The organism is Streptomyces deserti (assembly GCF_054782695.1).
Genome location: NZ_BAAGRZ010000022.1, coordinates 1 through 24,733 on the forward strand (window position 1 = coordinate 1; position 24,733 = coordinate 24,733).

General features: G+C 68.2%; 12 protein-coding genes and 1 pseudogene. 1 reads left to right on the forward strand and 12 read right to left on the reverse strand.

The window, feature by feature from the left end:
* The 3 genes from ACYVMZ_RS28315 to ACYVMZ_RS28325 all read right to left on the reverse strand — a co-directional run.
* Positions 1 to 7,426 (reverse strand): type I polyketide synthase (locus ACYVMZ_RS28315; protein WP_461084549.1); only part of this gene is annotated, 7,426 nt, incomplete at its 3' end.
* A gap of 58 nt (positions 7,427 to 7,484) precedes the next feature.
* On the reverse strand, positions 7,485 to 9,329 hold the full coding sequence (asnB, locus tag ACYVMZ_RS28320; protein WP_461084551.1) for an asparagine synthase (glutamine-hydrolyzing): 1,845 nt from the start codon (positions 9,327 to 9,329) through the stop codon (positions 7,485 to 7,487).
* Positions 9,330 to 9,670: 341 nt separating this feature from the next.
* Positions 9,671 to 10,714 carry a transcriptional regulator gene (locus ACYVMZ_RS28325; RefSeq protein ID WP_461084553.1) on the reverse strand — a complete coding sequence of 348 codons (1,044 nt, stop codon included), beginning with the start codon at positions 10,712 to 10,714 and terminating at the stop codon, positions 9,671 to 9,673.
* Between the two features lie 411 nt (positions 10,715 to 11,125).
* Between ACYVMZ_RS28325 and ACYVMZ_RS28330 the strand changes: the two are divergent.
* Positions 11,126 to 11,288 (forward strand): annotated as a pseudogene (locus tag ACYVMZ_RS28330) (IS630 family transposase); the annotation flags it as partial.
* 316 nt (positions 11,289 to 11,604) lie between these two features.
* On the opposite strand, the gene ACYVMZ_RS28335 reads toward ACYVMZ_RS28330, so the two are convergent.
* The 9 genes from ACYVMZ_RS28335 to ACYVMZ_RS28375 all read right to left on the reverse strand — a co-directional run bounded on the left by ACYVMZ_RS28335 (position 11,605) and on the right by ACYVMZ_RS28375 (position 24,551).
* Positions 11,605 to 12,012, reverse strand: a complete 408-nt coding sequence (locus ACYVMZ_RS28335; protein ID WP_461084555.1) for a RidA family protein — start codon at positions 12,010 to 12,012, stop codon at positions 11,605 to 11,607.
* 413 nt (positions 12,013 to 12,425) lie between these two features.
* Positions 12,426 to 13,739, reverse strand: a complete 1,314-nt coding sequence (locus ACYVMZ_RS28340; RefSeq protein WP_461084557.1) for an RICIN domain-containing protein — start codon at positions 13,737 to 13,739, stop codon at positions 12,426 to 12,428.
* Positions 13,740 to 13,993: 254 nt separating this feature from the next.
* Positions 13,994 to 15,943 (reverse strand): glycosyl hydrolase 53 family protein, encoded by a 1,950-nt coding sequence (locus tag ACYVMZ_RS28345; RefSeq protein WP_461084559.1) that lies wholly within the window; start codon positions 15,941 to 15,943, stop codon positions 13,994 to 13,996.
* A 130-nt stretch (positions 15,944 to 16,073) separates the two neighbouring features.
* Positions 16,074 to 18,332: a family 43 glycosylhydrolase gene (locus ACYVMZ_RS28350; RefSeq protein ID WP_461084561.1), complete on the reverse strand. Its 2,259-nt coding sequence runs from the start codon at positions 18,330 to 18,332 to the stop codon at positions 16,074 to 16,076.
* Complete coding sequence (locus tag ACYVMZ_RS28355; RefSeq protein WP_461084563.1) at positions 18,322 to 19,470, reverse strand: right-handed parallel beta-helix repeat-containing protein; 1,149 nt, start codon at positions 19,468 to 19,470, stop codon at positions 18,322 to 18,324. Before ACYVMZ_RS28355 ends, ACYVMZ_RS28350 begins: the two co-directional genes overlap by 11 nt.
* Positions 19,471 to 19,474: 4 nt before the next feature.
* On the reverse strand, positions 19,475 to 21,325 hold the full coding sequence (locus tag ACYVMZ_RS28360; protein ID WP_461084565.1) for a rhamnogalacturonan lyase family protein: 1,851 nt from the start codon (positions 21,323 to 21,325) through the stop codon (positions 19,475 to 19,477).
* Between the two features lie 99 nt (positions 21,326 to 21,424).
* The gene (locus tag ACYVMZ_RS28365) at positions 21,425 to 22,261 is read right to left on the reverse strand and encodes a carbohydrate ABC transporter permease (RefSeq protein ID WP_461084567.1); all 837 of its coding nucleotides are present in this window, start codon (positions 22,259 to 22,261) and stop codon (positions 21,425 to 21,427) included.
* On the reverse strand, positions 22,251 to 23,267 hold the full coding sequence (locus tag ACYVMZ_RS28370; RefSeq protein WP_461084569.1) for a carbohydrate ABC transporter permease: 1,017 nt from the start codon (positions 23,265 to 23,267) through the stop codon (positions 22,251 to 22,253). The genes ACYVMZ_RS28365 and ACYVMZ_RS28370 overlap by 11 nt, the downstream gene beginning before the upstream one ends.
* The gene (locus ACYVMZ_RS28375; protein ID WP_461084571.1) at positions 23,268 to 24,551 is read right to left on the reverse strand and encodes an ABC transporter substrate-binding protein; all 1,284 of its coding nucleotides are present in this window, start codon (positions 24,549 to 24,551) and stop codon (positions 23,268 to 23,270) included.
* Between the last annotated feature and the right edge of the window lie 182 nt (positions 24,552 to 24,733).

Genomic DNA, 24,733 nt, shown 5'->3' on the forward strand with positions numbered 1-24,733 from the left:
AGATCACCACAGCCCCGGGCGCGTTCACCGCCGCGATCGACACCCGCTCACCCAACCGCGCAATCACACCGGCGACTTCCGCCTCGGTCGCGGCGACAGCCAGCATCGCCCCACCCTCCGGCAGCGCACCCATCAACCGACCCCGCGCCGCCACCAGACGACACGCATCCCCAAGCGACCACACACCAGCCACATACGCGGCCACCAACTCACCGATGGAATGCCCGATCAACACATCCGGCACGACACCGAACGACTCCAGCAACCGGAACAACGCCACCTCGAACGCGAACAACGCAGGCTGCGTGAACTCCGTCCGACCCAGCACCTCACCACCGCAGAACATCACGTCCTTCAGCGAACCACCCAACAACCCATCGAACCCGGCACACACCTCATCCAGCGCGGCCGCGAACACCGGGAACGCCTCATACAACCCAGCACCCATACCCACCCGCTGAGCACCCTGACCCGTGAACAAGAAGGCGGTAGAGCCGGAGCCCACCGCACCGGACACCACACCGGCCCCGGTGCCCGACTCGGCCAGAACGCTCAAACGCGCCAGCAACTCGTCGCGGCCATTTCCGACGACAGCGCCCCGCCACTCCAGCTGCGCCCGCGACCCCACCAGCGCACGCCCCACATCCACCAGATCGGCATCGGGCCGATCCAGCAGCCACTCCCGCAGCCTGGCCGCCTGCGCACGCAGACCAGCCTCGCCCTTGCCCGACACCAACAACGGCACCACACCGACCGGAGCGCCACTCGAGACAGCCGCAACCGGCTGCGACGCCGGAGCCTCCTCCAGAATCACGTGCGCGTTCGTGCCACTGATCCCGAACGATGACACACCAGCCCGGCGAACCCGCTCCCCCGCCGGCCACGGCTCCGGCTCCGTCAACAACCGCACTGCACCGGCCGACCAGTCCACATGCGGCGACGGCTCCTCCACATGCAGCGTCCGGGGCAGAGCTTCATGGCGAAGTGCCTGGACCATCTTGATCACGCCACCCACACCGGCGGCGGCCTGCGTGTGACCGATGTTCGACTTGATCGACCCGATCCGCAGTGGCTCGGCGCGTTCCTGCCCGTACGCGGCGATCAGCGCCTGGGCCTCGATCGGGTCGCCCAGCGTCGTCCCGGTGCCGTGCGCCTCGACCGCATCGACGTCACCAGGGGTCAGGCCGGCGTTGGCGAGCGCCTGGGCTATCACGCGTTCCTGCGAGGGACCGTTCGGCGCGGTCAGACCGTTGCTCGCACCGTCCTGGTTCACCGCACTACCACGGATCACGGCCAGAACGTTGTGCCCGAGCCGCCGAGCGTCCGACAGACGCTCCAACGCCACCACACCGACACCCTCGGACCACGCCACACCATCAGCGGCGGACGAGAACGCCTTGCACCGGCCGTCCGGCGACAAGCCCCGCTGCCGCGAGAACTCCACGAACAGCAACGGCGTCGACATCACCGTCACACCGCCCGCCAGCACCAGCGACGACTCCCCCTGGCGAAGGGCCTGACACGCCAGGTGCAACGCCACCAACGACGACGAACACGCCGTGTCCAACGTGACCGCCGGACCTTCCAAACCCAAGGCATACGCGACCCGGCCCGACACCACACTGCCCGCCGAACCGGTCACCCGATATCCCTCGGCGGACGAGTGCGCCGACGGCTCGCCGATGGCGTAGTCCTGGTACATGACGCCGGCGAACACACCGGTGTCGCTGCCCCGCAGCGACGTCGGGTCGATCCCGGCGCTCTCCAACGCCTCCCACGAGACTTCCAGCAACAGCCGCTGCTGGGGATCCATCGCGGCCGCCTCACGCGGGCCGATCCCGAAGAAACCGGCGTCGAAATCACCGGCGTTGGCGAGGAAGCCGCCCTCGCGGGTGTACACGGTGCCCGGCTTGTCGGGGTCCGTGTCGAACAGCCGGTCCAGGTCCCAGCCGCGGTCCGACGGGAACCCCGTGATCGCGTCCGTCCCCGAGGCCAGCAGTTCCCACAACCGGTCGGGCGATTCGGCGCCACCCGGGTACCGGCAGCTCATGCCCACGATCGCGATCGGCTCGTCGACCCGCGCCCTCGATGCCCGACGTCGCGTGGTCGCCCGTCCCGAGGTGCCTTCGATCCGGGAGCGGACGAACGCGGACATCGCCAGCGCGGTCGGGTGGTCGAACACCAGCGTCGACGGCAGCGACAGCCCGGTGGCTTTCGCGAGCCGGTTCCGGAACTCCACCGCGCCCAGCGAATCGAAGCCGAGTTCGCTGAACGGCACCTCCGGCCCGATCGCCTCCGCCGAGTCGTGCCCGAGCACCGCTGCGGCCTGGTTGCGGACGAAGTCGAGCACCACCGCGTCCCGCCGGTCGTCGGAGGTGGTCTCCAACCGCTGCGCCAGCGCCGCGGTCGCGACGGCCCGCCGCGCCGGAACGGGTGCGAGCGTGCTCAGGAGCGCGGGCAGCAGACCGGAACGCGCCTGCGCCACCAGCGCAGGACGGTCGAGCTCGACCAGGGCCGACAGCGCCGCGTCGCCGGTGGACAAGGCCCGGTCGAACAGGCACAGGGCGTGCTCGTCGTCGAGCGGGCGGATACCCAGCCGTGCCATGCGCGCCAGCGCGGTGCGGTCCAGATTCCCGGTCATGCCGCTGTCCGGGTTCCACGGTCCCCAGGCGAGCGAGGCCGCCGGCAGTCCCTCGGTGCGCCGCAGCTGTGCCAGCGCGTCCAGGAACCCGTTCGCCGCCGCGTAGTTGCCCTGTCCGGGAGCACCGAGCATCCCGGCGACCGACGAGAACAGCACGAAGGCGGCGAGGTCGTCCGTGCGGGTCAGCTCGTGCAGGTTCCAGGCCGCGTCGACCTTGGGCTCCAGCACCCTGGTCACCTGCTCGCCGGTCAGGGTCTGGAGTGTGCCGTCGTCCAGGACACCCGCGGCGTGCACGACACCCGTCAGGCGGTGCTCCGGCGGGATGGTGCCGAGGAGGTCCCCCAGTGCCGCGCGGTCGGCGACGTCGCAGGCGGCCACTCGTGCGTCGGCTCCGAGTTCGGTCAGCTCCCGCACCAGGTCCGCCGCACCCTCGGCCTGTGCGCCCCGGCGGGACACCAGCAGCAGCCGCCGGACGCCGTGGGCGGTCACCAGGTGCCGGGCCACGTGGGCTCCGAGTCCGCCGGTGCCGCCGGTTATCAGCACCGTGCCCGATCCGAACGCCTCGGCTGTCCTGGTCGACGCCGGGCCGGTTTCGGCGACGCGGGGGATCAACAGCTTGTGCCCGCGCACGGCCACCTGGGGTTCTTGCGAAGCCAGAGCCGCCGACACCAGTTCGGCCGGGAGCTCGCCGCCATCGTGGTCGAGCAGAACGATCCGGCCCGGGTTCTCCGACTGCGCGCTGCGTACCAGACCGGACACGGCAGCGGCGGCGAGGTCGGGCCGCTCCCCCGGCAGCGCGACCGCCCCGCGGGTGACCACCACCAGCCGGGTGTCGGTCAGCCGTTCCGCCGTGAGCCAGTCGCGCAGCACCCGCAGGGCGCCGTGCACTCGGTCGTGCGTCGCCGCCACGGGTTCCGCGTCGTCGTCGGTCTCGATCGGCCACACCACGCAGTCCGGGACCGCTTCGGCAGCGAGAAGACCGGCCAGGTCCGGGTAACGGCGCTCGATGCCGTGCAGGGCACTGCCCAGCACGGCAATCGACTCGGCGGTCGGGGCCGCGGCGGGCGCCTCGGTCCACCGCACCGCGAGCACCGTGCCGCGCCCGTCACCGCGGGCGGCTTCGAGCGATTGCGCGTCGATCGGCCGCGCGAGCACCGACTCGACCGTCAGAACGGCGGCCCCCGTCGTGTCGACGGCCTCGATCACGATCTTCTTCGCGGCGATGCGGGTGATCCGCGCCCGGACGGCGTCGACGCCGCGGCGGTGGACGTGCACGCCGGAGAAGGCGAACGGCAACGGCAGCTGTCCGGCCGGCACGTCCGGCGCGAGCAAGTCGATGGCGGCGTGCATGGTCGCGTCGAGCAGCGCGGGGTGGATGCCGAACCGCGACGCCTGCTGCGCGGCGGTCTCGTCCAGCGACACGTCGGCGACGACCTCTCCGCCGTCTCCCCACGCGGCCGTCACACCCTGGAACGCGGGCCCGTAGGCGAATCCGAGCTCGGTCAACCGGTCGTAGAGCGCGTCACCGGTCGTCGATTCAGCCGATTCGTCCGCTTCAAGCCAGTCGTCGCTGTCCGGGAGTTCCCCCGGTCCGGAGGTGGACAGGAAGCCCTCGGCGTGCAACGCCCAGCCCGCTCCGTCCGCATCGCCCTCGACGCGGGAGTGGAAGGTCACGGACCGGGCGCCGTCGGCGTTGGCGGCACCAACGGTGACCTGCAGTTCGGTCGCCCGGTCCGCGGCGAGGACCATCGGCGCCTGCAAGGTGAGCTCTTCGATCCCCCCGCAACCGAGCATGCCGCCCGCGCACAACGCGATCTCCAGCAGGGCCGCCGCCGGCACGACGACCGCGTCGTGGACGACGTGGTCGACGAGCCACGGGTGGCTCCGCGCCGAGATGCGGCCGGTGAACAACCACTCGTCCCGGCCCGCGAGCTGTACCGCCGCACCGAGCAACGGGTGGTCGGGGAACATCAGCCCGGCCTGCGTGACGTCACCGATCCGGGTGTCCCCCAACGCCGGGTCGTGCCAGTACCGGCTGCGCTGGAACGCGTAGGTCGGCAGGGGGACGCGGGCGGTCCGGCGTCCGGCGAACAACGGGGCCCACTCGACGTCCACGCCGGCCGCGTGTGCCGCGCCCAGCAAGGACAGGACCTGGCCCACCTCGTCCTCGCCGCGCCGCGTGGCCGTCGCGACCAGCGACCGCGCTTCGACGTCCTCCGGCAGGCACTGACGGGTCAGCGCCGCCAGGACACCATCGGGCCCCGTCTCCAGGAACCGCCGCACGCCGAGGGCGGCGAGCGTCTCCACACCCGGCGCGAACCGCACGGCGGCCCGTACCTGCCGCACCCAGTAGGCCGCGTCGAGCAGTTCCGCCCCGGCGACCGCGCCGGACACGTTCGACACCACCGGAATCCGCGGCGGGTGGTAGGCGATCGTGCGCGCGATCGCCTCGAACTCTTCGAGCATCGGCTCCATGTGGGCCGAGTGGAAAGCGTGGGAGACCCGCAACCACGAGGTCTTGTGCCCCTCGGCGGACAGCCCTTGCCGGATCTCTTCGATCGCGTCCCGATCACCGGAGAGCACCACGGCTGCGGGCCCGTTCACCGCGGCGATGGACACCCGGCCGTCGAATCCGGCGATCGCCTGCACCGCCACGGCCTCAGGGACCGCGAGGGCGAGCATCGCCCCTCCCTCGGACATCGCCGCCATGAGCCGGCCTCGCGCGGCCACCAGCGTGCAGGCGTCCTCCAGCGACCAGACCCCGGCGACGTGGGCGGCGACGATCTCTCCGACGGAGTGCCCGATCAGCACGTCCGGTGTGACACCGAACGACTCCAGCAGCCGGAACACCGCCACCTCGAAGGCGAACAACGCGGGCTGGGTGAAGTCGGTCCGGTCCAGCACGTCGTCACCGGAGAACATCACGTCCTTCAGCGAACGCCCCAGCAACGGGTCGAGGCGCGCACACACCTCGTCCAACGCGGCCGCGAACACGGGGAACGCCTGGTACAGCCCGGCGCCCATACCGACCCGCTGCGCGCCCTGGCCGGTGAACAAGGCCGCCGTCTTCCCCGTGCCGACGGTTCCCACGACCGCTGCGGACGACGCGGAACCAGCGGCCAGTTCGGCCAGGCGCGCGAGCATGCCGTCCCGGTCCGCGGCAACCGCCACACCGCGGTGGTTGAGCTGGGCCCGCGACTTCAGCAGCGCCTGGGCGACCTCGGCGAGGTCCGCCCCGGGGTGCGCGAGCAGCCAGTCGTGCATCCGCTGTGCCTGCGCCCGGAGCGCCGCCTCGCTCTTTGCCGACAGGGGCCACGGCACGACGTCAGTGGCGACGAGTGCCTCACCCGACTGGGGCTCGGCGTCGGACGCGTCCGGCGCCGTGGACTCGGCGGGCGCCTCCTCGATGATCACGTGCGCGTTGGTGCCGCTGATCCCGAACGACGACACACCCGCCCGGCGGACCCGGTCGGTCGCCGGCCACGGTTCGGGCTCGGTCAGGAGCCGCACCGCACCGGCCGACCAGTCCACATGCGGCGACGGCTCGTCCACGTGCAGCGTCCGCGGCAACCGCTCACTCCGCAACGCCTGCACCATCTTGATCACACCGGCCACGCCGGCGGCGGCCTGCGTGTGACCGATGTTCGACTTCAAGGACCCGATCCGCAGCGGCTCGGCGCGGTCCTGCCCGTACGCGGCGATCAACGCCTGCGCCTCGATCGGGTCGCCCAAGGTGGTCCCGGTGCCGTGCGCCTCCACCGCGTCCACGTCCGCGGGCGACAACCCGGCGCTCGCCAGTGCGTGGGCGATCACGCGTTCCTGCGAGGGACCGTTCGGCGCGGTCAGACCGTTGCTCGCACCGTCCTGGTTCACCGCACTACCACGGATCACGGCCAGAACGTTGTGCCCGAGCCGCCGAGCGTCCGACAGACGCTCCAACGCCACCACACCGACACCCTCGGACCACGCCACACCATCAGCGGCGGACGAGAACGCCTTGCACCGGCCGTCCGGCGACAAGCCCCGCTGCCGCGAGAACTCCACGAACAGCAACGGCGTCGACATCACCGTCACACCGCCCGCCAGCACCAGCGACGACTCCCCCTGGCGAAGGGCCTGACACGCCAGGTGCAACGCCACCAACGACGACGAACACGCCGTGTCCAACGTGACCGCCGGACCTTCCAAACCCAAGGCATACGCGACCCGGCCCGACACCACACTGCCCGCCGAACCGGTGCCGACGTATCCCTCGGTGGCGGTCGACTGCGCCGCGAACCCGTAGTCCTGGTACATGACGCCGGCGAACACACCGGTGTCGCTGCCCCGCAACGACGTCGGATCGATTCCCGCGTGTTCGAGAGCCTCCCACGACGCTTCGAGCAACAAACGCTGCTGGGGATCCATCGCCGACGCCTCACGCGGCCCGATCCCGAAGAAACCGGCGTCGAATTCCGCCGCGTTCGACAGGAACCCGCCCTCACGCGCATACGACGTGCCGGGCTTGTCCGGATCGGGGTCGAACAACCGGTCCAGGTCCCAGCCGCGGTCGGACGGGAACTCCGAAATGGCGTCCCGCCCCGACGCGACCAGATCCCACAGCTGCTCCGGCGATTCGACACCGCCCGGGTACCGGCAGCTCATACCCACAATGGCGATGGGCTCGTCCATCCTGGCCTGCAACCGCTCCAGGCCGTCACGGGTCTCGAGGAGTTCCAGCGTTACTTTCTTCAGGTACTCCACAAGCCGGGCTGACGACTGATCCTCAACAACGTTCTCGTTCACGAGGCACCCACACCTAATTTCCGAAGGTCAACGCTGGAACGGGGCTGTAGGCGCGCGCTCAGTACAGCGGGCTCACGTCCACCTGGTACTCCTTGATCCAGGTGTTGGCGCGAATCAGGCTTTCGGTGCGCAGGCGGTTCCAGGTACCGCCACCGGCCGAATCGGTACCGTCGATGACCTGTTGTGCCGCCTCGGCATTGATCAGGGGACGGATCGGCTCGTCGTCGCCGTTGTCCACAATGCGCTTGAGATCCATGCGGAGCATGTCGTCATAACCGGTGTCGAGCGTCGCCGGGAAAGCCGACTTGGGCCGCTGCAGCACCGATTCCGGCAGCAGATCGCCGGCGGCCGCGCGCAGCAGCCACTTTCCGACGCCGTTCCGGTTCTTCATCGACCACGGCACGTTGAACATGTACTCGATCAGCCGGTGGTCGCAGAAGGGGACCCGGACTTCGAGCCCCAAGGCCATGCTCATCCGGTCCTTGCGGTCCAGCAGCGCCCGCATGAACCGGGTGACGTCGAGGTAGTTCACCTCACGCATCCGCGCGTCTTCGGGTGATTCGCCGTCGAGCCGGGGAACCTCGGCCAGCCCTTCGCTGTACATGCCGCCGAGCCGCTCCATCATGCCCGTCCGCTCGATGACGTCGGAGCTGAAAAGGCTGAACGGACCGGGTGTCCCCCGCAGCACCTGGAACGCCATCCAGGGGTAGATCGGGATCTCGAGGACCTTCGGGTCGTGCACCCACGGGTAGCCGCCGAAGACCTCGTCGGCACCCTCGCCGGAGATCGCCACGGTGCAGTACTCGCGCACGGCGCGGAACAGCAGGTAGAGCGAGACGTCCATGTCACCTAGGTGGTTGGGCAGGTCCCAGGCCGCGAGCACCTCCCGGCGGACGTCCGGGTCGCTGAGCCCTCGCGTGTCCACGGCCACGGACTCGTGCAGGCAGCCGACGTGGTCCACGACCTGCCGGATGAACGGGGCGTCGTCGGTGGTGCGCAGCCCGTCCGCGCCGGAGTCGAATGAGTCCGAATAGCCGACGAAGTCGATGGAGAACGAGTGCAGCACGTCGCCGGTGTTCGCCTTGGCGGCCAGGGCGGTGAGCAGGCTGGAGTCGATGCCTCCCGACAGCAGCATGCCGAGCGGGACGTCGGACACCAGCTGCCGCTCGACGATGTCCTCCATGAGCGAGCGCACCTTGGCGACGGTCGTGTCCAGGTCGTCTTCGTGCGGCCGGGCTTCCAGCTGCCAATAGCGGCGCTTGTCGATCCCCTTCCGGCTCACCTTCAGGTATTCGCCGGGCTGCAGTTCGTACATCCCGTCGAACAGCGTGACCCCGGCCATGTTCGCCTGGAGCATGAGGAAGCTGGCGAATCCGTCCGGGTTCACCACCCGGCGGGCCGCGGGGTTGGCGAGGATCGCCTTCGGCTCCGAGCCGAAGATGATCCCGTGGTCGGTCGGGTAGTAGTAGACGGGCTTCACGCCGACCCGGTCCCGGACCAGCAGCAGTTCTTCCTTCTCGGTGTCCCAGATGGCGAATCCGAACATGCCGTTGAGCCGGCTCACGAAGTCCTCGCCCCACTCGGCATAGGCGCGGGCGACGACTTCCGTGTCGCTGCTGGTGGTGAACTCGTGCCCCTTGGCCGCCAGTTCAGTGCGCAGTTCGCGGAAGTTGTACACCTCACCGCTGTACGTCAGTACCGCGGCGCCGCGCACCATCGGCTGCGCGCCGCCGGCCGGGTCGATGACCGCGAGCCTCCGATGGCCGAGCGCGGCGTGCGGCGACATCCATACCGCGCCGTCGTCGGGCCCGCGCAACGCCATGGTGTCCGTCATCGACTCGACCGTCGTACGGCACGAGCGCAGATCCGTCCCGAAGTCCACCCAGCCGGTTATTCCACACATGTCCCACACCTTCCGACAACCGAGCTACGCCCAGCACTCTGCAACGGTTTCGACTCGAACAGCGAGTTATCGAACTGCCCCTCAGCAGAACAGAATTCATCCGGAAACTACTCGTTCACCACTCAGTCGGAACAGACGTCGATGCGACCGGTCGCCCCGTCCGCCGGCAGTCGCGATCACCCGTGGGTGAAAAGCCCACGGGTGCCCGCGAATCAGTTGCGGCCGCGTTTTACGGAGGAGTCCGGAAGAAGTTGGACGAAGACGATGCCGACGAAATCAACCGGATGCACCGAATGCATCCCAGGATTCCGGCAACGCTGTCTGCTGAACCGGTGGAACAACTATGCGTCAGTGTCTCGGGAATTGATCCGTTCCGTCAACGATTCCGCCAGGAGCTGCCAGCTCTCGGCGTGGCGCCGCGCCAGTTCGGCAATCATCGGCGCGCAGTGGATCGGGAGGCTGCTCGCCATCGCCGTCCAGTCGTGCGGCTGCGCGGCCGAGACGTCCAGTATCCGCAGCAGCTTCCGGCCCACTTCGGTGAACCGGAGCGAGGGATCGGCGCGCAGCCGCCGGACCGTCGCCGACAGATCCGCGCTCCCCGGGCGCTCCCTGGGAGGTTTCACGACCGCACGACCGCCGGTCCCGCCGTCCCGGGACGACCCGTCGTCCGACTGCGCCGTCGTCTGCCGTTCCTCTCCGGAAGAGCGCGCCCGCCTTCGCACATCCTTCGCCGTGGTGAGCGAGATGCCCGCGGCGAGCGCCACCTCCTGCGCGGACGCGTCGGGGTTGGCGGCGAGGAACGCCAGGGCACGACTGCGGCCTTCGGCCGCCGCCACCGGGTAGGTCACCCCGTCACGCCCGAGTCGCACGGCGGTCGGGTGCGGAAATTCCGCACCCGACCGCCGCCTGAGCGCGGCGATGGTCTTGTCCGACAGGCCCGCGATCTCGGCCAGCCGCCGGTTCGACCACTCCGGGAAGTCGGCGAGCATGCGGAGGGCCGCGGCCTTGCGGTCGGCCAGGGAGAGCGGCAGTCCGTGGTTGCTGTTCAACTTGACCGCGAGCACGAAGGATTCTCGCTCGTCACCGTTGAAGAACACGGCCCTTATGCGCGTGGCGCCGCTGCGCTCAACCGCCCTGAGCCGGTGCACACCGTCGATGACGGTCATCGTCTGCCGGTGGATCACGATCGGCGGCAGATCGGCGCAAACCTCGGCAAGCGCGTTGATGTGCCGTGGATCCTCCCCGCCCGTCCGGGGTGAGTCCGCGACCAGGATTCGGCTTATCGGAACCTGGGTGATCTCCGATAAAAGCGCCCCGTGGAACGAGTCGGGACGACGTGAGTGGAGTTGTATCGGCTTCTCTGCGGATGCAGAGACGTGGTCCATCGGTCTTCCCCCTACCAACTTCCAGCGGACTTACCAGCTGTCGTACGACGCATCCGGCAACGGATGACTTCAGGCAGCGCGGCGAACCACGGGGCGAGGGCAGGAAGAGCTGTGATGGGCTATCGGAATGTGGTACAACATCGAACTTCCCCCGTAACGCAATGTCGAGAACCGACCCGAACAATCTTTCAGGACGACCGAGACGATGCAAGACCTTGACTGCCGGCGAGCTATGCCGCCGGGAAGCCGGAGTGGGGCGATCGTGCCCATCGGTCGCGGCGCCTTCTCAACGTCCAGGTCCTGGCGGAGCAGATCCGCGACTACACCAACTCCCGGTACCTGACGGTCAGAATCATCACGTGGCTGAACGTGTGCGACTCCCCGGAAGATTGCTGACACGAAGGCAGGCAGGTGCTGCGGATCATCCGAAGAGGCACTGGTTCGGTGGTGACCGTGGCGGGCCCAGGTGGGGCTGTTGTCCGCACAGGGCATCCCCGTGGCGAAGATCGCCGAGGTGAGTTCACCAGCCCGGACCGGGTTCCGGGACGTGTTCCACAAGTTTGGCCGCCGAGGTCGGGTCGCACCCGGTGCAGCGGTACCAGCGGGTCGCGACATGGGCGGCGGCGAACAACGTGAAAGTACGGAGGGTGAGATTCCCGGACTGGATTGATCCGCTTATCCGGAACGGCCGTGGCGGGGAAATCATCGCGTGCTGGTGGAGAGAGCTTTTCGTCACCCGGACCACGGCCGGCGGCGCTGGACAGGGCCTCGAAACCCTGCCCAGCGCGGCGATACAGGATGGAAGCATTCCCGCTCGTCATCCGGGCGGCCGCCCGGAGGTCTACCGACAGCTGGAGTGCGATCGGGACCGGTCGCGGCGCGCGCTCCGATCAGTCCAGCACTGCCGTGGCCTCGACCTCGACCATGATGTCCGGCTCGCCCAGAGCCGACACTCCGAGCAGCGTGATCGGCTTCAGCGGGTCGACGCCCATCTTCGCGGCGGCACGGGAGACACCCTCCCCCAGCAGCGGGTACTTGTCCGGGTGCCAGTCGACGACGTAGATCGTCAGCTTGGCCACGTCGTCGAACGAACCGCCGATCTCGGTCAGCGCCCGACCGACGTTCAGGTAGGCCTGCTCCACCTGCGCGGCGAAGTCACCGGTGCCCACCGGATTGCCTTCGGCATCGCGGGCCACCTGGCCGGCCAAGAACACGATCCTGGACCCTTCCGCGATGGAAAGCTGACGATACACTTCCGGTTTCGGCAGCCCATCCGGATTCAACAACTTGATGGTCATGCACACTCCTCGTTGTCAGGTACTTCGCGGCCACACTAGCAAAGCGAGCAATTTCCAATCGGCCGCGACAGCCGGGCAGTTGACCTGACCAATAAGTGAGGCCCGCAGCCGCCGATCATGATGAGGAGTGGCAGAATCTCGGGTCCCTCCGCATGCGGCGCTCTGACTGAGTCAAGAACCCGCGTGCGGTGACCCGGTCCTTCGATGTTCCGCGGGACTTGTGGAACGTCCCCCCGCGCAGACCCTCGCCAATGCCTTGAACCCGGTCCGCGACGCGTTCTCCGTCAAGGGCCCCGCGGGGCCGCGTGTCGAAAAGCCTCTGCCCGAGTGCCTGGCGTGGTCGCGAAGGGTTGTCGGCGCCATGTCGGGGCACCGCCCGCCCTGTTGCCCGAGCGGTGCTCCGACAGGTCGGGTCAGACGCGGCGGCGGGTGAAGCGCTGGTTGGGGTTGCCGGTGTAGGTCCACTGGGAGATGCGGGCGCCGTCGGCGGTCGAGTGCTCCCAGACATCCATGGCCAGGCCGGACTCCCGGTTGACGAGGCTGATCACCTCACCACCGTGGTCGACCACGCGCCACTGCTGGCCGGTGGCGCCGGTGTCGGCCCGTTGGACGACGTCCGCGCCGGTCGCGGTGCCCGTGGGCTGGAGGAACAGGCCACTGTGCCGGGCCTTGACGCGGACGTGGCCGTCGCCGGCGTCCACAAATTCGAACTGCTGGTTGGAGCGACTGTTGGTGGTCCACTGGACGAGCCGGGCGCCGGCAGCGGTAGAGGCCTCGTAGATGTCGGCTGCCTTGCCGCTGTGCTGGGCCACCAGGGTGTAGGCGGCCGGGCCGCCGGGTGACTCACCCAGCCGGGCTTCCCACCTGGTGTTGGGCCCGGCCGCGTCGGCCGGGAGGCGGTCCCGTGCGGCGGTGTCGCCGTACATCGTCCAGCGGGCCCAGTCCACGACGGTGTTCGGGAAGCGGTTGTCGCTCCAGAAGCTGGTGTGGCTGCCGCCGACGAAGGTGAGGAACGCCTTGGGCCAGGTCATCTCCGTGTACGCCTGCCGGGCCGAGGAGTACGACGTGGTCGAGTCCCGGTCGCCGTGGACGAACAGGACCTTGGCGGAGACCGAGGCGGCGGGGTTGCCCATGTCCTCGCAGGACTGCGGGTTGGCGGAGATGATCCGGCTGTCGGGCCAGGAGGTCAGCAGGCCATGGGTGATCATGCCGCCCAGGGAGTGGCCCGAGACGCCGACGCCGATGCCGGTGTTGATGTGCCCCGCCAGCGGTCCGCTCGTGTTGAGGGCGAGGGTGTTGGTGAGGATCTGCGAGACGTCCTTGGAGGTGTTGCCGTTTCTGACGTCGGTGAAGTTGTGGTTGAAGTGCGGGGCGGGGACGATGAAGCCCGCCGCGGCCAGCGCCCGGATGATGAACAGGGAGTTCTGCGGGCTGCTTTGGAAGCCGTGGGTGAAGTTGTAGACGGGGAAGACACCGCCTGCGACCGGGGCGTTCGTCACCGGGTTGCCGCCGGGGGTGCCGGTGGCGGGGTAGTAGACGTAGGTGGTGCACGGGCGGCTACCGCGGGTCCAGTCATACCGGCGCACGCCGACCGGGAACGGCGTGGTCGGCGCCGTGTCCAGCGGTCCGACGGCGGCCGTTGCCTGTCCCGCGCCGAGCAGGGACAGGCCCACGCCCGTCGCTGCGGCCGCGCTCATGCCGAGGAATGTGCGTCGTTGCATGGTCATGGATGACTCCTTGGGTGCAGGGATGGGTGGAGCGTCTGGCGTTCGGCTGGGCCCGTTGCCGGGTGCGTCCAGTCAGGCGGCAGGTCGGACTGGACGCGCGGCGCGAAAGCGGGTGTGGGTGCTCCTGCCACCCGCGAGGGGCGGCAGGAGCTTTGCGCCGTTTGTCAGGGGAGCCACCGGAGGATGTCGCCGGTGCCGTCGTGGTCGGCCGTGGTGTACGGGTACGGGGTCTTGGCCCACGTCCGCCGGCTCGGCTACCGCGCCCGCCCCTGCACGGGCTCCGACTGCTGATATGCGTCGCGTCTGGGAACGACGTCGATGACCGCCGTGACCGGTCCCGTGTCGGTCGTCCCGGTGACTGTCACCTCACCCGGCCTGTCGGTCGCGCCAGGTGGCAACGGCTGCCAGCGGACGGGGACACTGGTGACCGTGTTGTTGGCGGTGGTGAGCATGCGGATGGAGGAGGGCAGCTTCGGGGCGGCTCCCACCACGGTGGCGGTGTGGACGGTGTCCTGGAGGATGTGCTTGGCGCGGCCGGCGTTGAAGACGTTGATGGACGCGTGCGGCTCCCACGTGTTCGCCAGTCCGGGCACGGCCCGGAACATCGGCTGGTAGCCGGCCGGCTCCCACACCAGCACACCTGAACCTCGGTTGTCGACCACGTCGTTGGCGGCCTGGAACACCCTCCGGATAGCGTCCGCCTGGCCCTGAATCGTTCGCGGGAAGGGTGAGTTGGGCAAGGGCGTACCGTCGCCGCCCGAGGCGGGGTAGGCGGTTTCGGCGATGTCGATTTCGTAGCCGGGATAGGTGGTGGCCATGGCGTTCAGGTTGAGATCCAGCGCCTCGGGCGTACCGTGCCACTCCGGGTAGTACGAGATGGCCAGCACATCAGGGTTCTGTCCCTTTGCCTTCACCCGGGTGAGGAACTGGTGCCAGAACTCCATGGTTTTGGCGAGCTTGTCCTTGTCGACGATCACATGTATCTCGACCTTGGATGTCGGTGACGCGTCGCGGACGGCTTTGATCCCGGCCGCGGCCAGGGTTGTGAACCGGTCCCACGCCTGGTCGTAGAGCTGCTGCTCCACCGGGTCGGTTGACCGCCAGTACCGCCACAGCAGGCCACCGCCGGGCTTCGACTGGTAGATATCGGCCTGGTCGACGAAATACGGCGGATTCGTCGTGCCGATGTGGGCCGCCTCGCTGCCGTACATGAACCCATTGATGATCTCGTTGCCGACGGCCACCTTCTCCGGCGTGGTGCCCTGCTGGATCAACCGGTCCAGGTAGTCGGCGGTGAAGTCGTACACGGCCTGGGTCAGGTCCGCGAACTCCAGCTCGGCCCAGGCGCGTGGTTTCGGTTGCTTGCTGGGGTCCGCCCATGAGTCCGCGTAGTGGAAGTCGATACCCAGGCCCATGCCCCGCTGCTTGATCCACTTCGCTGAGACCAGTGAGCGCTCCGGACCCTGGCGCGGTATCGGCGTCGGTTGGCCGGTGCTCTCGCTGCGCGGCTCGTTGAATATCCGCAGCCGGGTGTGCTGCATGCCACGATCCTTGGCCACGTCGAGCAGGTGTGGCCCGGCGCCGCGGTCTTCGGCCAGGGGATCGACCCAGTACTGCTGGTCCTGGACGTCGTCCATCCAGGACAGATCGGCGCCGAGGACGAGGTCGTTGCGTAGGTAGTTGAAGACCTGGAGCTCGCTGACACCAGCCCGGGCACGGCCCGGCTCACCTGTGAACAGCAGCCGGACGAAGCGCGTTGCCGGCCGGGTGAACAGGTGCACTTCCCCTCGTGACACGGCTCGGTTGTGGGACCTGTCGGTGATGGTCTTCCACCGGCGACCGTCGGATGAAGCCTCGATGACGTACCGGTAGGCCACGCCACGGTCCGGGAACATCACCTTGACCTTACGCAGGTTGTCGTAGGTTCCACCGAGGTCGACGGTGAGCCACTGCCGGGCGCCGGCACGACCGGGTTGCCAGGACGTCGTCGGGTCGCCGTCGATGGCCAGCCCGGCGTTCGACGAGCCGTCGCCGGCCGTCGCCGAGGCCCAGGGCTTGGCAGCGATGTTGCTTTCGATCGGCTTGATGTCCGCGGTTCCGAAGGTCGCATGGGCCGGCGCGGGCACCATGAGTAAAGTCGCGGACATCATGGTGGCCAACGTCGTCGTGCCCGCGATGACGCGGGCCGGACGCTTGCTGCTCATGTCCTTCTCCTGACGATGTGACGTACTTGCGGCAAGTGCTGTTTCCCACGCGGTCGGCCGTCGCTCTCATGGGCACTGAACGTGCCCCTGCACGCTCTGCCGGTCGAAGAGACCGGCAGAGCGTGGGATGTCAGCCAGTCGTGGCACCGACATCGAGGTAGTCGACGTTGGGCAGTCCGGCTGCCGTGGTCGGATCCAACCGGATGGTGTTGCTGCCGGCGTTCAGCGGGACGGTCGCGGTCTTGGTCGACCACGTCGTCCACGCACCGGTGGACTCGAACGACACCGTCCCCACCGTGGATCCGTTGACGACCAGGTTCGCCGGCCTCGCACCGCTACTGGAGCCATTGGCGAACCGGATCGCTACCGTTGCCGTACCAGCGGTCGCCCGGGTCACCGTGAACTGCGCGAAGGCCCCTGCGGCGGCACTGCCGTTGCAGAACCCGCTACCGGAGAAGCCCGCCTGGTTCGAGTCGATCGTGCCCTGACACACCGCCGGCGCGGTCTCTGCCTCGTAACGCCCCGGAGGCGGTGGTGTGTCGGGAGAGGTCTTGACGAGTGAGAGCTGGTCGACGATCACGCCGCCCGAACCCGACGCCCGCACGGTGACGGTGGCGGCCCCGCTGGGTAGCTGGATGCCGGTGAGCTCGCGCTTGGCCCAGCCGCTCGACGACGGGAGGCCGAGGGTGCGTTGGCTGCCGTTGGCGTCGGTGATCACGACCTGTCCGGCGCTACCCCGAGCCTGCAGGGACAGGGTGTAGGTGCCTGCGGGCACCGACGCGATCCGCTGTTCGACGCCGCCGCTGTTGCTCACCTGGAGGGCGAAGCGAGACCCGTTCGCACCACCGTTGACGTTGGTCACCGAACCGCCAAGGTTCCGCCATCCGCGCACACTGGAGACGATGATGCGGTCGGCCTGGATGTCGGGGTTGAGGATGTAGTTGTTCGTCGGCCCGACGCGCCACTCGCCGGTCGTGACGTTGAACTGCCACTGGCTCACCGAGTGGAACTGCGGCCTCGCGCCGGTCTTGGTGATCGGCACCCACTGGTTGTACCCGATGCCGTTCCAGGCGAAGTCGGCCCAGCGGTCGCCGGCGTAGATCACCGTGTTCTGCTTGGTGCCCTTGACCGTCACGAAGAACCCGGTCTGGGTCACGTGGCTGTAGTCCATCTCGGTGCCGGCAAGGACGTACTCGCTGCTGTAGGAGCCCTGGACGTTGCTGCTGGTCGACTCATTGACGTAGTTGACAGAGGTGTTCCAGCCGTGCAGGTCCGACGCCGCGTGGTAGTACTTGCCGTCGAGCTTGAACATGGCGTTGCCCTCGCGACCGTCGCCGCGGCGGATCTCCACGCCTGGCTCGATCCGCAGCGAGTCGGACTCCCGGAACTTGGCCACGAAGGCGCGAGAGCGTCCTTCGCGGTTGGAGAAGATCAGGTAGTCCTTGCCGTTGTCGTCGGTGAAGACGGTCTGATCCCCGGTGCCGGTCGTGGGCGAGTTGGTGATCTGGGTCTGGAAGTAGCCGTAGTCGAAGGTGTCGGTGGGTGAGTCGCCCTGCAGCAGCAGAACGCCGTGCCCGCCCCTGCCCGTGTGCCACATCTGCACGGCGAGCACGTACTTGCCGGTGTTCTCGTTGTACGAGACGCCGAGCCGCCCGACCCAGCCCGCACCACCCAGGTTGGCACCGTTGCCCACGCCGGTGGAGCGCGTCGCGACGCGGTTCTCGAACTTCCAGTTCACCAGGTCCTTGGACGAGTACACGGGGATCGAGACGAAGCTGATGTCGCCGTCGTACTTCCTCGTCGGATTGGCCCGGTAGAGCTCGGCGCCGGTGTAGTGCACGCCGTACCAGTAGTAGGTGTCGCCGAACTTGAAGACTCCGCCGCCCTGCGAATAGATGGGGTTGCCGCTGGTGTCGTTCCAGAAGGTGTTGTTCGTGATGGTCTGGAACGTGCCCCCGTCCGCGGCCTTCAGATCGGCGGCGGCGGTCATCAGTGCCGTCTTCGCGGCGGTGACGTCCGACGAGGTGGCCGATGTGTCGTCGGCGACATCGGCCGCGGTCCTCAACGCCTTGGCAAAGGGTTTCCAGGAGTCAGCCGTGTACTTGGACGGAGTGCGGGTCTGGTAGTCGGACACCAGGTACTTCAGGCCGCGATCCACCGCCGGTCCAGCAGCGGCACCCTGGTCTTGGAGCGCCGTTGCCGGTGTCCGCGTTGCCTGTGTCTGTGTTGCCTGAGTCTGTGTTGCCTGTGTCCGCGTCGCAGGCGTCTCCGCCGCAGCGGTGCTCTCCGAGAGCGGTGCCGCTAACGCCAGGGACAACAACGCTGCGGCGGCCGCCTTCCAGTACTTCGAAACGACACGCGATCTTTGCCTCACGATGTCACCTTCCATCGTTCTCAAAGGCGCCGAGGTCCGGCGTACTTCCGCTGAAGGGCAGTCCCACGTCGGTGCCCTTGTCGATCAGGGCACTGTTCGCCGCGAGACGGAGGCGGGGCAGCACGGGCAGGCTCCCGTCGGTCTGGCGGGGCGCGTCCCAGCCGGACGTCGACACACTCTGGAACTGGGAGTCCGACAGGGGGACGCCGAGGTTCCAGGAGTTGTACGCGGCGTTCGTGCCGGTCATGTACGACGTCGGCGTTCCGGTATAGGCGATGTTGTTGCGCAGGTTGCCCCGGCCGACGGCGGCGCCGCTCGAGTCGACGCCACGCATGTTGAAGTTGGGGTGGTTTCCGTAACCGGTGTTGTTGAAGAAGTCGTTGGCCACCGGGTGGTGGTTGGCGTAGAAGCCGGCCGCCTTGTTGAGGAACGCCACCGAGGAGCGGACGGTGTGCTTCGGCGCGTTGGCTTCGTACTCGCCCCCGTAGCCGCCCGACTTGAAGCCTGTTCCGTTGCCGAAGGGCGTCGTCGTCCCCGGCACGTACCCGTTGCGCCAGGCCCACGAGTTCTCGATGATCACGGGCGAGTAGGTGGAGATGAGGTCGAACCCGTCATCGGCGTTCCACCACGCGCGGCACCCCCGGAACACGTTCGCGGGGCGGCCGGCCGGCGTGTAGTGCGAACCGAAGCCATCGGCGTTCTCTCCGGGCCCGTCATTGCTGCGCGGGTCGTAGTTGTCATGCGCGTCCGAGTTGAGGACGAGGTTGCCGCCCCCGCCGCTGATGAACAGGCCGGTGCTGCCCGGATGGGCCCAGTACCGGATCGGGTTGCCCGAGCTGCCGCTCTTGTTCAGGGTGATCGCGTCGACTCTGGCGGTCGGGCTCGGACAGGCGCTGTTCGCGCGGGTGTAGGCGTAGGTGGCGCCCCGGAAATAGACCGTGTCGCCCGCCTTGGCGACGGCCCGCGCACGGGCGATCGATGCCCACGGAGCGGCCTGCGTACCGGCTGCGCCGTCATTTCCGTTCGGGACGACGTAATAGGTGTTTCCGGCCGCCGCATCGCTCGCGGACGCCGAGCCAGGGGCCATCGCGACGGAACTCGCCGTGACCACCGAGAGCAGGAGGGCAGGGGTGACGGACTTCGCGGTTCTCACAGCGTCATCTCCCGGCGTAGGTGATGTTCGGCCGAGGTGGCCAGGTCATGCCGGCACCGAGGAAGTAGTCGACGTGGTGGGACTGCATGTATCCCTTGAGCGTCATGGCGTTGCGGTAGGCGGGGTTGTGCGCGAGCGTGTACAGCCTGATGCTCGTCGGATGATCGGTGGTGAAGATGATCAGCTGGTTGTAGCTCGCGTTGGTGTACACGGCTTCCTCACGCCAGTCGCCGAGGATGTCGCCGTAGAAGGTGGGCTGGACGTCCTGGCTCGCGTCGACCGCTCCGTAGTTCGAGGTGGTGAGCAGCCGGGCCAGGCTGTTGCTGGGCTTGGGGTTGTTCGGGTCCCACTTCTCGAACTTGCCGTCGTTGAGCAGTTCCATCGTGATGTCGCCGTCCCACCACAGGCCCAGCTGCGGCCAGGGACGCAGCGAGGTGTTCGGTTCGGTGAGGCGGTTGGCGGGTGCGTTGTAGAGGCCTGAGAAGGACCAGACCTCCATGCCGGGGAACCGCGGATCGATGTCACCGGCCATGCCGCGTCCCACGTCGGCGGTGCCGGACGCGGTGTGTCGCCAGATGATGGAGCCGTCGGTGGCGTCGTAGTAGTACTCGCGCAGACCGCTGGGGTTGTCCTGCTGGACGCCATAGCCCTGCAAGCCCGGACGGTTGGGGTCCATCTTGGCGATGTGGAAGCGGTCGCCGTGGATGACGCCTGCGGGGCCCAGGGAGTACCGCAGGGTGCCGTTGCCGTTGAGCACGAACCCGATCTCGGCGACCTCGTCGGTCCCGTCGCCGTTGACGTCGATGACGCGGGTGTTGTGCCCGTCGGGTGTGTTCTGGTTGCCGCGCAGCCACGTCCACTGCTGGGTCAGGGACTGGCCGGTGAACTGCCAGGCGCCCATCATGAGGTTGAACGCCCCGTTGCCCCTCCGGTTCTTCATGAAGGCGACCAGATTGGGCCGGGAACCGTCGAGGTAGCCCACACCGAATCGGGCGTACATCGGGCCGTCCGCCAGGTAGTCCGTCGGCACGGGAGCGGTCGCGCGAGGCGCCCCGGTCATGCCGTCGAGAATCGCGATGAACTGGCGGTTGTTGTCGCTGTGGGTGAAGGTGGTGCCGTTGCCGAAGCGGACGCCGTTGGCGATCCGCACGGCAACCTCGGCGCGGCCGTCGCTGTCGAAGTCGTAGACGGTCACGCCGTCGTTGTGGCCGACGTCGATGGTGGACGATCCGCCTTCGATGTTGTTCTGGTTGGTGCTGTTCGGCCCCATGTTGACCGACCAGAGGAGCTGCCCGTCGCGCCGGTAGGCCTCGAGTGTCTGCGGTGATGTCTGGCGGTCCAGGACGAAGTCGTACTCACCGTCGCCGTCGAGGTCGCCGACCCAGACGAATTTCACCGGGCCACCGGCGCGCAGCGGTATGCGAACGGCCGGCTCGACGGCGTGGTTGGCGGTCAGGGTGAAGGCGCCGCTCGGTGGCTGCTCCGCGCCGTTGATCACGGGCCGTACCCGGTAGCTGTTCGACCGGGTCAAGTCGGCCGTCCTGTCGGTGAAATTGGTGCCTTGGGTCAGGACCGCGGAGTTGAGCTTGACCTCCTGGCCTCCGGCGGTGGACCGGTACACGTTGAACCCGATGCCGTCCGGATCGAGTCCCAGTAGCCGCCAGGAGACGAGAACACTGGTGTTGCTCGACCGCACGGCCACGACGCCGCGGCCGAGGTTCTCCATCGGTCTGGCGGCCGCCGCGACGCCGTCCGTCGGCGTCGCGGCACCCGCGTCTACTGCGAGCGTCGTAGCCGCGACGGACAGGAGTACGGCTGTGGCCCCGGCTAACGAGACCTTGATGGACTGTTTCATGGATCCTCCCGTGCAGGGGCAGGGCTCGTGCCTGCCTGAAGAACTCGACGCAGGTGCGGAGACTGCTTTTCGATAGGCGCCGACCATGTGCGTGCTTCTTCAGAACTTCATGGCGCCGGCGGCCAGGTTGGCGATGAAGTGGCGCGAGCCGATCAGGAAGACCCCGATCAGCGGGATCACCGACATGAACGCTCCGGCGATGACCATCGACTGGTCGGTGGTGTAGACGCCGTTCAGCTGCTGCACGGCCACCTGCAGCGTCACCTTGCCCGGGTCGGTCATCACGATCAGTGGCCACAGGTAGTCGTTCCAGATGTGGAAGAAGGTGAAGATCCCCAGGAACGCCAGCCCCGGGCGAAGCACCGGCAGCCCCACCGTCCACCACTGGCGGAAGAACCCGGCCCCGTCGACCCTCGACGCCTGGATCAGCTCGTCGGCGATCGCTCCCTGCGCGTACTGGCGCATCCAGAAGATCCCGAACGCGTTGGCCGCACCGGGGATGATCAGCGCCTTGAGCGAGCCGACCCAGCCGAGCCAGGCCAGGGTGACGAACTGCGGCACCAGCGCCAGCTGCATCGGGATCATGAAGGTGGCCAGCACGATCCAGAACAGCGCCCTCCGCCCGGGGAAGTCGTACTTGGCGAAGGCGAAGGCGGCCAGCGAGTCGAAGAGCAGCACCAGGAACGTCACGGCTGTGGCGGCCACGACGGTGATGCCCATCGACCCCCAAAAGTCGATGCCGTCGAACACCTTGTTCATGTTCTCCCACAGGTGGGGGCCGGGGATCAGCTTGGGCGGGTAGGCGAAGATGTCCCCAGTGGTGTTCGAGGCCATCACGAACATCCAGTAGAACGGGAAGATCGTGATCAGCACGCCCAGCAGGAGCACGGCGTGGCCCACGATCGTCCGCGACCTGGCGGCCGTCTCAGCGCGCACGGGACTTCCCCTTCCGCTTCCCGGTGCCGATCGCGTCCTCGTCGCGGCCGCCGATCAGCCGCCAGTTGATGACGGAGAACACCGCGATCAGGAGGAACAGCGCCCAGCCGACGGCCGCGCCGTAGCCGAACCGGTTGAAGATGAACGCCTGCTGGTACAGGTAGAGCACGATGGTGGTGGCCTCGCCGCCGGGCCCGCCGACGTTCCCGTTGTCGTCCACCGGGAACAGCACCTGCGGCTCGGTGAACAGTTGCAGCCCGCCGATGGTGGAGGTGACGGCGACGAAGAGGATCACCGGGCGGAGCATGGGGATGGTGATCCGGAAGAACGTCTGGCGGTTGTTGGCGCCGTCGACCTTGGCCGCCTCGAACACGTCGCTGGAGATGGCCTGCAGGCCGGCCAGGCAGATGATGGCGTTGTAGCCGACCCACCGCCAGGTGGTGATCGCCGCCACGGAGACCTTCATCGCCCACGGGTCGGACAGCCAGCCGACCTCGCCGGCGTGGATCGCCCGCAGCGCGCTGTTGAGCAGCCCGGAGCTGTCGCTGAAGACCGAGCCGAGCACCAGGGTCATCGCCACGATCGAGGTGATGTTCGGGACGAAGTAGGCCACCCGGTAGAACGCCTTGAACCGCACTGCGGTGTGCAGCGCGTAGGCGATGACCAGCGCCAGAAAGATCATCGGGACGGTGGACAGCAGCCAGATGATCAGGGTGTTGCCGATCGACTGCCAGAAGTCGGAGTCGGTCACCAGGTACGCGTAGTTCTCCCAGCCGATCGACTGCGTCTCTCCGATGCCGTCCCACGACATGAACGACAGGTAGACGGAGAAGCCGACCGGGAAGATGCCGAAGAGGGCGAAGAGGATGAAGAACGGGGAGACCGCCGCGTACATCGGCCAGTAGCGGCGCCAGCCGGGCAGCGGCCTGGACCCGTCCGGCGGCGGCTTGACGGCGCTCCCGCGCGGCTCGACGGCCTTCCCGCGCAGCGCATCGGCGAGGCCCATTCAGATCGCTCCCTCGCGGGTCAGCTCGCGTTCGATGGTGTCCTGGGCGTCCCTCCATGCCGTGTCGACGTTCTTGCCGGACTCCACGTTGGCGAGCTCGGCGGCGAAGACGGGGTCCATCACCCGGTCGTACGGGCTCTTGTAGACGGTCTTGACCTGCCGCGCCGACGGGCCGAACACCTCGATGGTGCGCTGCCCGCCGTAGAAGGGCCGAGGCTCACGCATCTCCGGCCTCGTGAAGGAGCGCGGGGAGGACGGGAACAGCGACATCTCCGTGAACGCCTTGACCTGGTTCTCCGGAGACTGTAGCCAGGTGATGAACTTGTAGGCCGCCTCCGGGTTCTTGGAGTACTTGGTGATCGCCAGGAAGGAGCCGCCGACGTTGCCGGCGCCGCCGGGCGGGTCGGCCACGCGCCACTTGCCCTCGGTCTTCGGCGCGGCCGACTCCGGGAAGGCGAAGCCCCACCACACCGCGCCGATGCCGACCGGCTGGCGGCCGCTGGTGACCACGCCGTACAAGTCGGTGGAGCCCTCCCGGGCGCCGGCCGACAGGCCGTCCCTGCCGATCCGGTAGGCCAGTTCGAATGCCTCGCGCAGCTCGTCCCGGTCGCCGATGTACCGGCCATCCTCGGTCATGAACCTGCTGGCCAGCTGGCCCAGCCGGATGGCCCAGACGTGGCGGATGTTGGGGCAGACCACCGCGCGCTCCTGGGACTTCTGGAGCTCCTTGCCCAGCGCGATGAAGCCGTCCCAGTCCGGGGCGCGGTCGGCCAGCTCCTTCGGGTCGGTGGTGATCCCGGCTTCCTGAAGCAGGTCGGCGCGGTAGAACAGCCCGGTGGGGCCGGTGTCCATGGGGAACGCGATCATTCGGCCCTCGGGCGTGATGCACTCGTTCCACTTCCAGTCCAGGTACTGGCTCTTCAGCTCGGCCGCGCCGAAGTCGTTCAGGTCGACGAACACGTCCTGGTTGGGGAAGTAGGTGGCCACGTCGGAGTTGATGCCGATGATGTCCGGCACCAGGGACTTGCCGGCGAGCGCGGTACGCACCTTGGTGTTGAAGTGGCCGCCGATGTTGGTGCGGCTGAGTCTGAAGCCCTCGGCCCCGGGAATGCCCTTCGTCTGGGCCCGGGCGACCAGCTCGTCGCTCACCGACCGGTCCCAGGTCCACAGCGTGATCTCATCCGAGTCGCCGAGCGAGCGCTGCGACCCGCAGCCGGCCAGCCCGAGCCCTCCGGCGGCCGCTCCGGCGCCCAGCGCCAGAAGCCGCCTTCGTGACACTGCCATGGGCGCGTGCACCACCTTCCGAGCGAGCGGCCCACCCCTTGATCGCTCCGGTGGTGACCGAACAGACATCGTGAACAGCTGCTCTGGTTGAACAGGGGTCGGCGCGACCATCCGCCGTTTCGTGATCCACGCGAACGCGGGGAACCACCGCAACTGTCGAGCCGACCAGCCGTAACTCACGC